Consider the following 14192-nt stretch of genomic DNA (forward strand, 5'->3'; position numbering starts at 1 on the left):
GCAGCCGCTCCAGCAGGGAGCGGCGTACGGCGTACTCGCCGCCCAGCGGCTGGACGAAGCCGGCCAGCTGCGGCCAGTGCAGGTTCAGCACGACCAGTACCCGGCGATCCGCCCAGCCCACGCCTCGTCGAACAGATCCGCGGCCACCGTCACCGAACCCCGAAGACCCAACGCCACATCCTCGGCCGCGCGTCCGCACAGCCACGCGCCCTCCTGCGCACCGAGGGCCGGCCCACCGGGTCCCAGCAGCCGCCTCGAACCCCACAGCACGTGGTGGCCGGTCATCATGCGCGCCTGCCAGTCCGGCGGGCCCCCGGCGGCTCCCACCGCCCCGGCGGACCCGGCACCCTCCGCGGTGCCCCCCGGCTCGCTCTGGTACTGCGCGTATGCCGACTCCGCGAGCGAGAGGGCGAGTTGGAGCGGGCGGTCGTCGGGGACGGCTCCCGGGCCGCCCAGCGCCGCGGCGGCCGTGGCCCCCTCGACGGTCTCGGCCGCCCGTGACAGCATCAGGGCGACCGCGCGCCGCAGTTCCTCTTGCGCCCCCCGCGGCCAGGCGAGCAGCCCGAACACGACGCCGATCAGGCTGCCGACGACCACGTCCATGATCCTGATCTCGGCCAGCCGCCAGGTGACCGGCGCCAGTTGGGCGAAGACGAAGGCCACGACGAGGGTGAACATGCCCTGCGCCCATCCCACCCCCCGCACCGGCCCCACCCGGAAGGCGACGAGCATGACGAACGGCAGGGACACGGCGTAGACGGTGGTGCGGCCGCCGACCAGCGCCAGCACGGCGGCGGTCACCACCGCGCCGACCAGGGTGCCCAGGAGCGCCCGGCGCACCGTCGCACGGGTCTGGGAGGCCGTGGTCCGGGTCAGGCTGAGGACGGCGAGCATCGCCCAGAATCCGTGCGGCAGCGACTCCAGGCCCGCGATCGTACGGGCCGCCGCGAGCGCGAGGCTGATGCGGACGGCGTTCTGGAAGTACACGGACCGGGGGCCCGCGTGCGCGGCCAGCCGGTGCCACCAGAGGCGGGGCGCGCTCTGCCCGGCGTACCAGAAGCGGCCGGGATCGGTCACGGCGGGCGCCCGCGCCCGGCGGCCCTCCACCGCCAGCCGGGCCGCCGTGGAGAAGGCCATGGCGGCGTCCGCGACCTCCAGCAGGGCCGCCCGGCGCAGGCCCCGGGCCGCGGTCGTGGGCCGCTCGTCCGCGGCCGCCGCCAGGGTGCGCGCCCGTACGCACCGCAGGGCGTCGGCGGCCGCGTCCGGAGCGGCGGGGCCGTCCGCACGGCTCCCGCGCTCCGGGCCCCGCAGCAGGCCCGCGGTCCCGGCAGCGGATACGGCGACCGCGTCCAGCAGCTCCGCTCCCTCGCCCGGCGGCCCGCCCGGGGGAGGAGCGGGGAGGCCCACCAGGCGGCCGAGCAGGGTACGGGCGGCCAGTCCGGCGTGGCCGAGGGCGCGGTCGCGCAGACCCGGCCCGGCGGGCCGTTCGGCCTCGGCCACCCGCAGGGGCCGCAGCGCCTCCCCGGACGCCCGCGCCACCCCCGCCGAGGCACCGGACAGCGGATACGGTCCGCGGGCCAGCTCGGCCGCGCAGCGGGCCGCGGTACCGGCCGCTCCGGCCGCCAGCTCCCGGTAGGTCGGCGCGGCCGGTTCGGGCAGGACGAAGACCTCGGCGAGGACCAGCAGCGCGAGCCCGAAGCTCACCCCCGCGAGCCGCTCGGCCAGCGTGTCCGGCGCGTAGGGCGGGAAGCACGGCAGGATGTAGAGCAGTTGCAACCCGGGAGCCGCCCCCGCCGCGCGCGGCCCGGCCGCCGCCGCGAAGGCCAGGACGAAGCCGATCAGCAGCATGCCGGCCACGGCGCTCCAGGTCCGCACCGCGAGGCAGGTGCCCGCGCTCACCAGCGCCCAGGCCACGGGCACCGTCCTGACCAGGACGGCCGCCCGACGGCGCCCGGTGCCGGGAATGTGCGAGAGGGCGGCCATGGAGACCACCCCGAACAGCGCGTACGTCGCCGCGACGGGCCGGTCCAGCCCGTACAGGCACACGAAGAACCCGGCGCACGCGGCGAGCGTGGTGCGGACCGCGAGCCGGGCCGCCCGGGCCGGGCCCGCGCCGTCCTCACGGTGGACGCCCATGACTCCAGCATCGGACCGTTCCCCGGCTCCCACCACACCGGCCGGGGCGCGCACCGGCCGTGCGCGCCCCGACCGGCCGGTGGCCCGGGCGGTGTCCGCCCGGGCCACCCCGCCGCTCCCCCCGGAGCCGGCGCTCAGCCGTCCCGCGCCGCGCGGGCCCCTGCGCTCACGCCTCGCCGGGAGCGCGCAGCTCGCCCGTGCGCGCCACCCCCGCGTACCAGTGCGCGCTGGACTTGGGCGTGCGCTTGAGGGTGTCGTAATCGACGTGCACGGCGCCGAACCGCTTCGCGTACCCGTACGCCCACTCGAAGTTGTCGAGCAGCGACCAGAGGAAGTAACCGCGCACGTCCACCCCGGAGTCGATCGCCCGGTGCACGGCGTCGAGGTGGGCGTGGACATACGCGGCGCGCTCCGGGTCGTGGACCGTGCCGTCCGGGCCGACCACGTCCTCGTACGCCGCTCCGTTCTCGCTGATGACGAGCGGCAGCCCGGGATACCGGGCGGCGGTCCGGGTCAGCAGGTCGTGGAGCGCGCTCGGATCGACCGGCCACCCCATCGCCGTGCGCTCGCCCGGCGCCCGGTGGAAGGCCACGTCGTCCGCGCCGGGCCAGGGGGAGTGCCCGCTGTCGCCGTGTCCGTCGTCCTGCGGCTTCTCCTCGCCCTGCGCGACGTGCGCGACGACCGTGGGCGTGTAGTAGTTGATAGCGAGCAGGTCCAGCGGCTGGTGGCTCGTGGCCGTGTCGCCGTCCCGGACGAAGGACCAGTCCGTCAGCCGGGCCGTGTCCTCGAACAGGTCGGCCGGGTAGGCGCCCTCCAGCATGGGGCCCAGCCAGATCCGGTTGCCCACGGCGTCGATCCGGCGGACGGCCTCCAGGTCCTCGGCCGAGGGGGTCAGCGGGCGCAGCTCGTGCAGGTTGAGGGAGACCGCGATCCGGCCGCCCCCGGGCACCGCGGCCCGCAGCGCCTGGACGGCCAGGCCGTGACCGAGGTTGAGGTGGTGGGCTGCGCGCAGGGCGTCGACCGGGTCGGTGCGGCCCGGGGCGTGCACCCCGGAGCCGTAGCCGAGGAACGCGCTGCACCAGGGCTCGTTCAGCGTGATCCAGCGTTGCACCCGGTCCCCGAGGGCGTCGCCGACGATGCCCGCGTACTCGGCGAACCGCTCCGCGGTCGCGCGCTCCGGCCAGCCGCCCGCGTCCTCCAGCTCCTGGGGCAGGTCCCAGTGGTAGAGGGTGAGGTTGGGCTCGATCCCGGCGGCGAGCAGCTCGTCGACCAGCCGGCGGTAGAAGTCCAGCCCCCGCTGAACGGCGGGGCCCCGGCCGGTCGGCTGGACCCGCGACCAGGACACCGAGAACCGGTAGGAGTTCAGGCCCAGTTCGGACATCAGGCGGACGTCCTCGCGGAACCGGTGGTAGTGGTCCACCGCCACGTCACCGGTGTGGCCCTCGAAGACCTTGCCGGGGGTGTGGGAGAAGGTGTCCCAGATGGACGGGGTCCGGCCGTCCTCGCGGGCGGCGCCCTCGATCTGGTAGGCGGCGGTGGCCGTGCCCCACAGGAAGTCGGGCGGGAAGGTGCGGGCGGAGGTGAGTGGCCGGGTCTCGGACGCGGTCATGGAGGAGCGCTCCCAACGCAGGGGTGGATGAAGGGGGTGCCGTACGGGGCGGTGCGGGCGGCCGCCGTCAGTTCTTGACGGCGCCGGCGGTGATCCCGCCCACGATGTGCTTGCCGAGCACGGCGAAGACCAGCAGCAGCGGCAGGGTGGAGATGAGGGCGCCGGTCAGGACGACGGCCTGGTCGACGGTGTGGTTGCCCGAACCGAGGCCGGCCAGCGCCACCTGGAGCGTCGGGTTCCCGTCGGGCGTGAGGGCGATGAACGGCCAGAAGAAGTCGTTCCAGGCCTGGACGAAGACGAGCATCCCGAGGACCGCCATCGCGGGCCGGGCCACCGGGAACACGACGTGCCAGATGATGCGCATGCTGTGCGCGCCGTCCACCCGCGCCGCTTCCACCAGCTCCACCGGCAGGGCCTCGATCAGGTACTGGCGCATGAAGAACACGCCGAAGGCGGCGACCAGCGAGGGCAGGACGACGGACTGGAGCTGGTCCACCCAGCCGAGGTCGGTGATGATCTGGTAGAGCGGGATCACGCTCAGCTGCGGCGGGATGGTCATGGTCGCCACCACGAGAGCCAGCATCGCGCTCCGGCCCCTGAAGGGCAGCTTGGCGAAGGCGAAGCCGGCCAGGGTGGAGAACAGGACGGTGGACAGGGCCACGAGCCCCGCCACGACCGTCGTGTTGACCAGCGCCTCGCCCATGTCCACCTGGTTCCAGGCGAAGGTGAGGTTGTCGAAGAGCCGCGGGCCGGGCAGGAGCGGGGCCGGGGCCTCCACCACGCGCTCGCCCGTGTGGGACGCGGCGACGAGGTTCCAGTACAGCGGGAAGAGGGAGATCAGGGCGGCCAGCCCCAGCAGGACGTAGGTCAGCGGTCCCGCGTGGTGCTGGCGGCCCGCCGACGGCCGCAGCCGCCTGGTGCGCGGAGCCGGGACGGTGATCGTGTCGAGTGTGCGGGCCATGAGGTCAGCTCCCCGCCTTCCTGCGCGTGCGGGCGTCGTGTCGCTTGCGGTTCGAGCGGGAGAGCAGCGCCTGGAGGCCGCCGACGAGCAGCAGGAGCAGCAGCATGACCCAGGCGATGGCGGAGGCCTGGCCCAGCGCGCCGGTCACCCAGCCCTTCTCGTACATGAGCAGGCTGAGCGTCTGGAACTGGTTGCCGCTGCCGCCGCTGATGCCGACGCTGCCGCCGAAGAGCATCGGCTCGCCGAAGAGCTGGGTCGCGCCGATGGTGGAGACGATGACGGTGAAGAGGATGGTCGGCCGGATGGACGGGATGGTGACGCTGAGGAACTGGCGCCAGCGCGAGGCACCGTCCAGCGCCGCGGCCTCGTAGAGGTCCTGCGGCACGGCCTGCATCGCCGCCAGGTAGATGAGCGCGTTGTACCCGGTCCAGCGCCAGGTCACGATCGTCGAAATGGCGATCTGCGCGGGCCACTTGGAGGATTCCCAGGCCACCGGATCGATGCCCAGCAGGCCGAGCCCGGTGTTGATCAGGCCGTAGTCGGTGTTGAACAGCTGGGCGAAGACGAGGGTCGCCGCGGCGATCGAGGTGGCGTACGGGGCCAGGATCGCGACGCGGAAGAACCCGCGGCCGCGCAGCTTGTAGTTGAGCAGGTGTGCCAGGCCGAGGGCCATCAGCAGCTGTGGAACGGTGGAGATCACACCGATGGTGAAGGTGTTGGCGAGCGCGTTCCAGAAGAACTCGCTGCCCGCCAGGGAGCTGTAGTTGTCCAGCCCCTTCCACGTCGCGCTGCCGCCGAGTTCGACCCGGTGCAGCGAGAGCCATCCCGTGTAGATCAGCGGGAAGAGGCCGAAGGCGGCGAAGGTGAGGAAGAAGGGGGCGACGAAGAGGTAGGGGACCGCCTTCAGATCGAGGCGGTAGAGCGTGCTGCGCCAGCCGCCCGGGCCGGAGGAACGCTTGCGGGAGCCGGGTGCGGAACCCGGGCCGGAGCCGGGACCGGCGCCGGGGCCCGGGGGTGGTGCGGCCGGCGGCGGGGAGCCGCCACTGGTCGCCCGTACGGAGGTGGCCACGGGGGCGTCCTTCCAGGTCGATGCGTGCGGGTGCTGCGGTGCTGCGGGGGGTGCGGAGTCGCGGTGCTGCGGAGCTGCGGCGCCGACGGGCTGCCGCGGTCGGGTGCCGTGTACGGCGCGGCGGCCGCCGCCACCCGCGGGGAGGCGGCGGTGGCGGCGGGCCGTCGCGCGGTCCCGCTACTTCTCGATCTTGTCGTTGACCAGCTTCTTCACGTTCTCCCAGGCCTTCGCCGGGTCGGTGCCGCGCTGCTCGATGTCCAGGAGGCCGTTGTCCGTGATGAAGGTCTTCACCTGGCCGTCCCACCGGCTGATCGGCGCGGGCGTGACGCCGACCGCGGCCTGCGAGTAGATCCGGCCGAGCGGCGTGTCACCGAAGTACGGCATCTTGGCGTCCTGCACCGCCGGGGAGCTGAGCGTGTCCTTGGAGGACGGGATGTTGCCGTTCACGGCGAACACCTTGGCGTGCTGCGCCGGAGCGGTCAGCCACGCGGCCAGCTCGGCCGCCTCCTTGGCGTGCTTGCCGGACTTCGGAACGGCGAGGAACGAGCCGCCCCAGTTGCCCGGTACGGGCGGCGAGGCGATGTCCCACTTCCCCTGGTTCTCGGGGCCCGCCTGCTCCTTGATGATGCCCGTCATCCAGCTCGGGCAGGCCACGGTGGCGAACTTCGAGTTCTTGAAGGCCGCGTTCCAGGTGCCCTTCTCGTCGAACTGGCGCAGCTTCGCCGTCAGTTCGCCCTTCGACGCCGCGACGGCGGCGTCCCAGGCCTTCTTCACGCCGGGGCTGTTCTCGTAGTCCAGCTCGCCCCTGGCGTTCGCGTACTGCACCGGCTCGCTGGAGACCACCGCGTTGAACAGACCGCTCGCGGAGTCGTGGAAGGAGGTCCCCGCCGGGGCGCTCTTCTTGTACGTCTCGCCGGTCGCGATGAACTTGGCCCAGTCGCCGGCCCAGAGCTTGGCGACCTCGGTGCGGTCGGTCGGCAGTCCGGCCTTGGCGAACAGGTCCTTGTTGTAGCAGATGGCCATGGGGCCGATGTCCGTGCCGAGCCCGATGACCTTGCCGTCGCCCGTCGTGGCCTGCTTGACCTTCCAGTCCAGGAACGCGCCGAGGTTCGCGCCGCCCGTGGTGGCCAGGTCGGTCCACTTGCCGCCCAGGGCGGGACCGGTGGCCTCCGCTATGTAGCCGACCTCCACGGCCTGGATGTCCGCGAGACCGCTGTCGCGGGAGAGGCGCAGCTTGAGCGTGTCCCAGTACTTCTGGGCGTCGGCGACGTTCGACTCTTCGATCTTGATGTTGGGGTGGGACTTCTCGTACTCGGCGTAGAGCTTCGCCCCGGTGGTGTTGTCATAGCCGAAAGAACCGAAGGTCCCGATCCGCAGCGTGATCTTCTCGCCGCCGGCCGCGCTGTCGTCGCCGCTGCCGCCGTCGTCGGCGCAACCGGTGAGCAAGGCCGCACCGGTCACGACGGCGACGGCCGCGGTGATCGCCGTGCGGCGGCCGCGGCCGCGTCTGCTGCTGGAAGTGCGCATTCCACTCTCCTCGTCCAAGGTGGTGCTCGTTGTGCGCCTGGGGGTCGGGCGGGCTGTTCGCGGCTCGGCGAGGGCGCGCCCGGACCCGATGTGAAGGCCGTTGTCGCACCCTTGAATGGGAGCGCTCCCACATCGCTGCCGGAAGGTTGCTGCCTGGCGCGTGCGGGTGTCAAGAGATGAACGCGAATTCATTACAGAGTGGCCCTGGGCGCCCGGCCCTCCGTTGTGTTCGGATGAAGCACCCGTCAGGTAGTGAACGCACGTCGTGACATCACCTGCGTAACGAGGGTAGTGTGGGAGCGCTCCCACAGATTGCGTCGGCGTAACGTGTGCGACGGCGGCGGGGCGGAGTGCGACGGCGCCTGAGGGGAGTTCGAGGATCGTGAGCGGACGGCAGAACGGCAGACCCACCCTGGAAGAGGTCGCGGCCCTGGCCGGCGTCGGCCGGGGCACGGTCTCCCGGGTCATCAACGGCTCGCCGCGCGTGAGCGAGCAGGCCAGGGACGCCGTCGCCCGCGCCATCGCCGAGCTGGGCTACGTACCCAATCAGGCGGCCCGGGCCCTGGCCGGGAGCCGGACCGACGCGGTCGCCCTCGTCATCCCGGAGACCGAGGCGAGGCTCTTCGCGGAACCGTACTTCCTCGACCTGATCCGCGGGGTGAGCGCCGAACTCGGCAAGGCCGACAAGCAGCTGTTCCTCACCCTGGTCCGGACCGAGGCGGAGCGGCAGCGCTTCGAGCACTACCTGGCCGCCCAGCGGGTCGACGGCGTCCTGCTGGCGTCCGTCCACGGGGACGACCCGCTGCCCGACCGGATCAGACAGCTCGGTCTGCCGGTGGTCATGAACGGCCGGCGCTCCGAGGCCGAGCCCGTCGACTACGTGGACTCCGACAACATCGGCGCGGGCCGCGCGGCCGTCGCCCACCTCGTGGGGCGGGGGAGAGGGCGGATCGCGACCATCAGCGGCCCGCTCGACATGTACGTGGCCCGCGCGCGCCTCGGCGGCTACCGCGCGGGGCTCACCGAGGCGGGCATCGCGCCCGACGAGTCGCTCGTGGCGACCGGGGACTTCACCGAGGAGGGCGGCCGGGTGGCGATGCGCGAGCTGCTGGAGCGCGCCCCGGACCTGGACGCGGTCTTCGCCGCCTCCGACGTGATGGCCGCCGGCGCGCGCGGTGTGCTGCGCGAGGCCGGGCGGAAGGTGCCCGAGGACGTCGCGCTCGTCGGGGTCGACGATTCGGCCGTGGCCCGGCTGATGGATCCGCCGCTGACGAGCGTGCGCCAGCCGATCGAGGAGATGGGCCGCACGATGACCCGGCTGCTGCTCGCGCAGATCGGGGAGGCCCCCGGCGCCGGGAGCGGCTCCGGGGCCGGGGAGGGGCCGCGGGTCCTCCCGACGGAACTGATCGTGCGGGACTCCTCCTGATCCCGTCCTGACCCGGGTCCTGATCCCGGTCCTGACCCCGGCGGCCCGAGCGGGACGGCGGCCCCTCAAGGGACCGCGGCCCCGCCCGGGACGCGGCTCGGAGCCGTACGCAGCCGGGCGGCTCCGTACGGCTCCGGGTGCTTCACCCGCGCCGGGTCAGAGCGCCGGGTAGGCGTTCTTCACGAGTTCCTGGAACTGGGCGGAGAACCACTGCCCGGCGAGCGGGGCGTTCGGGAGGGCTCCCGACATGCTGTTCCCGTTGCGCACGTTGCCCGTGTAGGTGGGGTCGCACATGCGGTCGAAGCCCTTGCCCTCGTTGTTGGGGATCTCCTTGCTCGCCCCGTCGGACTCGCCCGGCGGCTTCATCCACACGTAGGCGTCGATGCCGGCCGCCGGGGCCGCCTTGGGCCGCTCGCCGAGTCCGGCGCCCGACTGGTTGCACCAGTTGCCGAGGTGGATGCGCCGGTCGTAGCGGCCGCCGTTGACGTAGGTGTCCACGCTGGTGAGCGCGCCGGGTCCGGTCGGCCGGGCCGCGCCGCCCCAGCCGTTGCGGGAGGTGTCGATCAGCATGCCGATGTTGGTGTCGAATCCCAGGGAGACCAGCTTGGACCGCATGGCCTGCGCGTAGGACAGTTCGTCCGTGTAGCGGTTCCAGTCGACCCACTTCGACTGGCGCACGGAGGTGCCGTTGACGGAGTCGTCGATCGTGAAGTGGTCCTCCTTCAAGGCGCTGTAGTTGGCGGTGTTCACGATGAAGCCGTGCACGTTGGCGAGCGTGGAGCCCTCGGCGGTGGCCGCCTGCTTGAACATCTCCGCGGAGGCGCCCATGTTGTCGTCCCAGCCGAGCCAGCCGTGGTGGCCGGCGTCGACGTAGTTGTAGACGTTGGGGATCGCGCCGAGCTTCTTCAGCGCGTAGCCGACGCCCTTGATGTAGTTGCCGTTGGCCTTCATGACGTCGCAGTTGGGCGTGACGGTGGGACGGCCGGAGACGTTGGTGACCAGGTTCGGCAGCGAGTCGATTTCGACGGTGGTGACGATCCGCAGTCCGGCGTACTTGGAGTCGGCGAGGATCGTGGCGAGCGGGTCGATGTACTGGGTCTTGTACTTGTCGATCTCGGTGGGGCCCAGTTCGCCGTTGGAGGCGAGCGCGGAGCAGTCACGGCCGGGCAGGTTGTAGACGACCAGCTGGACGACGAGTTCGCCGCTGCCCTTCTGCTTCAGGGCCGCGTCCAGGTGGTCGCGCAGGCCCATGCGGCCGGGCGCGCTCTGCAGGGAGGCGATGCGGTCGAGCCAGATGCCGGTGGGCTGGTTGGCGACCTTGGCGCCGCCCGGCTCGGCCGCCGCGTTGGCGGACCACTCGGGGTTCACGTAGACCTTGGCACCGGCGTACGGGTTGTCGGCCTTGCCGCCGGTCGGCGGCGGGGTCGTCGGAGGCGTGGTGGGCGGAGTGGTCGGCGGCTGGGTCGGGTCGGTGGCGCCGTTGCAGGTGACCCCGTTGAGCTTGAACGTCGCGGGCACGGAGTTGGTGCCGGTGTGCGAACCGTTGAAGCCGAAGGAGGTCGAACCGCCGGTGGCCAGCGACCCGTTGTAGGACAGGTTCTTCGCGGTCACGGCGGCGCCGGACTGGGTGATGGCGGCGTTCCAGCCCTGGGTGACCTGCTGGCCGTTCGCGTAGGACCACTCCAGGGTCCAGGAGGCGACCGGGTCACCGGTGTTGGTGACGATCACGTTGGCGCCGAAGCCGGTGTTCCACTGGTTGCCGATCTGGTACTCGACCTTGCAGCCGGCGGTGGCGGCGCCGGCGGTGGTACCGAACACGGTGGCCGTGGCGCCGGCCGCCGTGACGAGACTGAGGGCCGCCAGCAGGGCGGTGCGGGGGATCGTGCGGCTCATGTCGGGGGGTGCCTTTCAGGTCAGGGCGCGCGCAGGCGGTCGCGCGGCCCGGTGCCGGATGCGGTGGGTGTGCGTCGTGCCGCGGGGGTGCGGCCGTACGGAGGCGGTGCGGTCGTACGCAGTGGTGCGGTCTGTCGTACGGAGGCGGTGCGGTCGTACGCGGAGGGTGCGGTCGTACGCAGCGGTGCGGTCGTACGGGGGAGGTGCCGTCGTACGCAGCGGATGCGGCGCGGGGTCGGCCCGGCCGTGACGTTCGGGGAACGCGTGTCCGCGGGTGGTCCCGCCGGTCGCCCGCGACCGGAGGAACCCGGGGCGCGGCCGGGGCGGGGGTGGTGTGCCCACACGACGCGGGACGTCACATGGGCGGGTCCTTGCGACAGGGTCGCGCGCTGACGGCGCGCCGACCCGTGGAACCGCTCCCACTGGTTGGGGCCAGACCGTAGCGTCAACTGACGCCAAGCAAAAGAGGGGTTGAGTAAATTCCGCGCGAAATGCTTTCGACTCTTCACGCGTCTTGACGGCATCCCGACACGTCGTCAGAGTGGGAGCGCTCCCACTGGTTCAGAGCTTGTGCGTACACGTTCTTCACCCCCCGTCTCCCCGAGCCGCGAGGAGAACCATCCGCATGTCTGCACCTCCCCCACCCCCTCGTCACGCACGGCGCAGGCTGCTGACCGCGTCGGCCGCCGCCATCGCCCTCTGCCTCCCCCTCGGCTTCACCGCCATCGGCGCCACCCCCGCCGCGGCCGCCGCCGTGCAGTGCAGCGTCGACTACAAGCCGATCAACGATTGGGGCTCGGGCTTCACCGCCGAGCTCACCCTCACCAACCGTTCCGCCACCGCGCTGAACGGCTGGACGCTGACCTACGACTACGCGGGCAACCAGCAGCTCACCAACGGCTGGAACGGAACCTGGTCCCAGTCCGGCAAGAGGGTCAGCGTCACGGCGGCGGACTGGAACAGGACGGTGGCCGCCGGCGCGGCCGTCACCGCCGGAGCGCAGTTCAACTACAGCGGGACCAACGCCGCCCCGACCGCCTTCGCCGTCAACGGCACCCCCTGCACCGGCGCCCACCAGCCCCCGGTCGCCGTCCTGACCAGCCCCGCACCCGGCGCCGTCTACACGGCGGGCACGCCCGTGCCGCTCGCCGCCACCGCCGCGGCGGCCGACGGCGCCACCGTCGGCAAGGTCGAGTTCTACAGCGGCACCACGCTCCTGGGCACCGACACCGCGGCCCCCTTCACCCTGGACGCCGCCGGTCTGGCCGCCGGCGCCCACTCCCTCTACGCCAAGGCCTACGACACCCTCGGGGCCTCCGCCGAGTCGGCGCCCGTGGGCATCACCGTCGCCGCCGGCCCCGCGATCGTCGCCGCGCCCGTGCAGCTCTCCGTACGGCGCGGGGCGACGGGCACCTTCGACGTGAAGCTCTCCAAGCAGCCGGCCGCGAACGTCGCGGTGGGCGTCGCCCGCACCTCGGGCAACACCGACCTCGCCGCCGCGCCCGCTGCGCTCACCTTCACCCCGGCGAACTGGAACACGGCCCAGAAGGTGACCGTCACCGCCGGGACGACCGGGAGCGGCTCGGCCGTCTTCACCGTGACCGCCCCCGGCCACGCGAAGGCCGAGGTGACGGTGGCCGAGCTGGCCGCCGACTCCACCTACGACGCCCGTTTCCTGGACCTCCACGGGAAGATCACCAACCCGGCCAACGGCTACTTCTCGCCCGAGGGCATCCCGTACCACTCCGTGGAGACACTGATCGTGGAGGCCCCCGACCACGGGCACGAGACGACCTCGGAGGCGTACAGCTACCTGATCTGGCTCCAGGCGATGTACGGAAAGGTCACCGGCGACTGGACCAAGTTCAACGGCGCCTGGGAGACCATGGAGAAATTCATGATCCCCACCCACGCCGACCAGCCCACGACCGGCTCCTACAACGCCTCCAAGCCCGCCACCTACGCCCCCGAGCACGACCTCCCCTCGCAGTACCCGGCCAAGCTCGACGGGGGAGTCGCCGCCGGCGCCGACCCGATCGCCGGTGAGCTGAAGGGCGCGTACGGCACGGACGACATCTACGGCATGCACTGGCTCCAGGACGTCGACAACGTATACGGCTACGGCAACGAGCCCGGCAAGTGCTCCGCCGGACCCAGCGCGACCGGACCCTCCTACATCAACACCTTCCAGCGCGGCCCGCAGGAGTCGGTCTGGGAGACCGTCCCGCACCCCACCTGCGACAACTTCTCCTACGGCGGCAAGAACGGCTACCTCGACCTCTTCACCGGGGACGCCTCCTACGCCAAGCAGTGGAAGTTCACCGACGCCCCCGACGCCGACGCGCGGGCCATCCAGGCCGCCTACTGGGCCGACGTCTGGGCCAAGGAGCAGGGCAAGGGGACCCAGGTCACCGCGACCGTCTCCAAGGCGGCCAAGATGGGCGACTACCTGCGGTACTCCATGTTCGACAAGTACTTCAAGAAGGCCGGCAACTGCGTCGGCCCGACCGTGTGCCCCGCGGGCAGCGGCAAGGACAGCGCGCACTACCTGATGTCCTGGTACTACGCCTGGGGCGGCGCCACCGACACCTCGGCCGGCTGGTCCTGGCGCATCGGCTCCAGCCACGCGCACAGCGGCTACCAGAACCCCCTCGCGGCCTACGCGCTCAGCGAGTACGCCCCGCTGAAGCCCAAGTCGACGACGGGCGCCGCGGACTGGGCGACCAGCCTCGACCGGCAGCTGGAGTTCTACCGCTGGCTCCAGTCCGACGAGGGCGCCATCGCGGGCGGCGCCACCAACAGCTGGCAGGGCCGCTACGCGCAGCCCCCGGCCGGGACCCCCACCTTCCACGGCCTCTTCTACGACGAGAAGCCGGTCTACCAGGACCCGCCGTCGAACCAGTGGTTCGGCTTCCAGGCCTGGTCGATGGAGCGGGTCGCCGAGCTCTACCGGCAGACCGGCGACCCCGCGGCCAAGACCGTGCTCGACAAGTGGGTCGGCTGGGCCCTGTCGAAGACCACGATCAACCCGGACGGCACCTACCGCATCCCCTCCACCCTCCAGTGGACCGGCGCGCCCGACACCTGGAACGCGTCGGCTCCCGGCGCCAACGCGGGCCTGCACGTCACGGTGGCCGACTACACCGACGACGTGGGCGTGGCCGCCGCCTACGCCAAGACCCTGACCTACTACGCCGCCAAGTCCGGCAACGCCGAGGCCAAGCGGGTCGCCAAGGCCCTGCTCGACGGCATGTGGGCGCACCACCAGGACCCGCTGGGCCTCTCCGTCCCGGAGACCCGGACCGACTACAAGCGCTTCAACGACCCGGTGTACGTGCCGAGCACGTGGACCGGAAAGATGCCGAACGGCGACGCGGTGAACTCCTCGTCCACCTTCGCCTCGATCCGCGGCTTCTACAAGAACGACCCGGCCTGGCCGAAGGTCGAGGCCTACCTCGCGGGCGGCGCCGCGCCCGTCTTCAGCTACCACCGGTTCTGGGCCCAGGCGGACATTGCCCTGGCCATGGGCTCGTACGCGGAACTGCTCGAATAACAGCCCGCCCCGCCCGCA

At 72.3% G+C, this 14192-nt stretch carries 8 protein-coding genes; 2 read left to right on the plus strand and 6 right to left on the minus strand.

What is annotated here, in order from left to right:
- Window positions 1-84: 84 nt before the first annotated feature.
- The 5 genes from ABZY31_RS23775 to ABZY31_RS23795 all read right to left on the minus strand — a co-directional run bounded on the left by ABZY31_RS23775 (window position 85) and on the right by ABZY31_RS23795 (window position 7302).
- Window positions 85-2136 (minus strand): FUSC family protein, encoded by a 2052-nt coding sequence (locus ABZY31_RS23775; RefSeq protein WP_356413464.1) that lies wholly within the window; start codon window positions 2134-2136, stop codon window positions 85-87.
- A 166-nt stretch (window positions 2137-2302) separates the two neighbouring features.
- Window positions 2303-3745 carry a GH1 family beta-glucosidase gene (locus tag ABZY31_RS23780; protein ID WP_356413466.1) on the minus strand — a complete coding sequence of 481 codons (1443 nt, stop codon included), beginning with the start codon at window positions 3743-3745 and terminating at the stop codon, window positions 2303-2305.
- A gap of 67 nt (window positions 3746-3812) precedes the next feature.
- Window positions 3813-4706, minus strand: a complete 894-nt coding sequence (locus tag ABZY31_RS23785) for a carbohydrate ABC transporter permease (protein ID WP_356413468.1) — start codon at window positions 4704-4706, stop codon at window positions 3813-3815.
- Between the two features lie 4 nt (window positions 4707-4710).
- Window positions 4711-5775, minus strand: coding sequence for a sugar ABC transporter permease (locus ABZY31_RS23790; RefSeq protein WP_356413470.1), 1065 nt, complete (start codon window positions 5773-5775; stop codon window positions 4711-4713).
- 177 nt (window positions 5776-5952) lie between these two features.
- A complete protein-coding gene (locus ABZY31_RS23795; RefSeq protein WP_356413472.1) occupies window positions 5953-7302 on the minus strand; it encodes an ABC transporter substrate-binding protein in 1350 nt (449 codons plus the stop codon).
- Window positions 7303-7684: 382 nt separating this feature from the next.
- Between ABZY31_RS23795 and ABZY31_RS23800 the strand changes: the two genes are divergently transcribed.
- Complete coding sequence (locus tag ABZY31_RS23800) at window positions 7685-8728, plus strand: LacI family DNA-binding transcriptional regulator (protein ID WP_356413474.1); 1044 nt, start codon at window positions 7685-7687, stop codon at window positions 8726-8728.
- 156 nt (window positions 8729-8884) lie between these two features.
- On the opposite strand, the gene ABZY31_RS23805 is transcribed toward ABZY31_RS23800, so the two are convergent.
- A complete protein-coding gene (locus tag ABZY31_RS23805) occupies window positions 8885-10621 on the minus strand; it encodes a glycoside hydrolase family 6 protein (protein ID WP_356413476.1) in 1737 nt (578 codons plus the stop codon).
- Window positions 10622-11246: 625 nt separating this feature from the next.
- On the opposite strand from ABZY31_RS23805, the gene ABZY31_RS23810 reads away from it, so the two are divergent.
- Entirely contained in the window at window positions 11247-14174 is a 2928-nt protein-coding gene (locus ABZY31_RS23810) for a glycoside hydrolase family 48 protein (protein WP_356413478.1), read from the plus strand.
- The last annotated feature ends 18 nt before the right edge of the window (window positions 14175-14192 follow it).

Source organism: Streptomyces sp. NPDC006529 (genome assembly GCF_040611795.1).
In the GTDB taxonomy this organism is placed as follows: domain Bacteria; phylum Actinomycetota; class Actinomycetes; order Streptomycetales; family Streptomycetaceae; genus Streptomyces.

Coding starts and splice junctions, on each gene's coding strand:
- ABZY31_RS23775 (WP_356413464.1), bottom strand. CDS start 2,136: ATGGGCGTCCACCGTGAGGACGGCGCGGGCCCGGCCCGGGCGGCCCGG.
- ABZY31_RS23780 (WP_356413466.1), bottom strand. CDS start 3,745: ATGACCGCGTCCGAGACCCGGCCACTCACCTCCGCCCGCACCTTCCCG.
- ABZY31_RS23785 (WP_356413468.1), bottom strand. CDS start 4,706: ATGGCCCGCACACTCGACACGATCACCGTCCCGGCTCCGCGCACCAGG.
- ABZY31_RS23795 (WP_356413472.1), bottom strand. CDS start 7,302: ATGCGCACTTCCAGCAGCAGACGCGGCCGCGGCCGCCGCACGGCGATC.
- ABZY31_RS23805 (WP_356413476.1), bottom strand. CDS start 10,621: ATGAGCCGCACGATCCCCCGCACCGCCCTGCTGGCGGCCCTCAGTCTC.
- ABZY31_RS23810 (WP_356413478.1), top strand. CDS start 11,247: ATGTCTGCACCTCCCCCACCCCCTCGTCACGCACGGCGCAGGCTGCTG.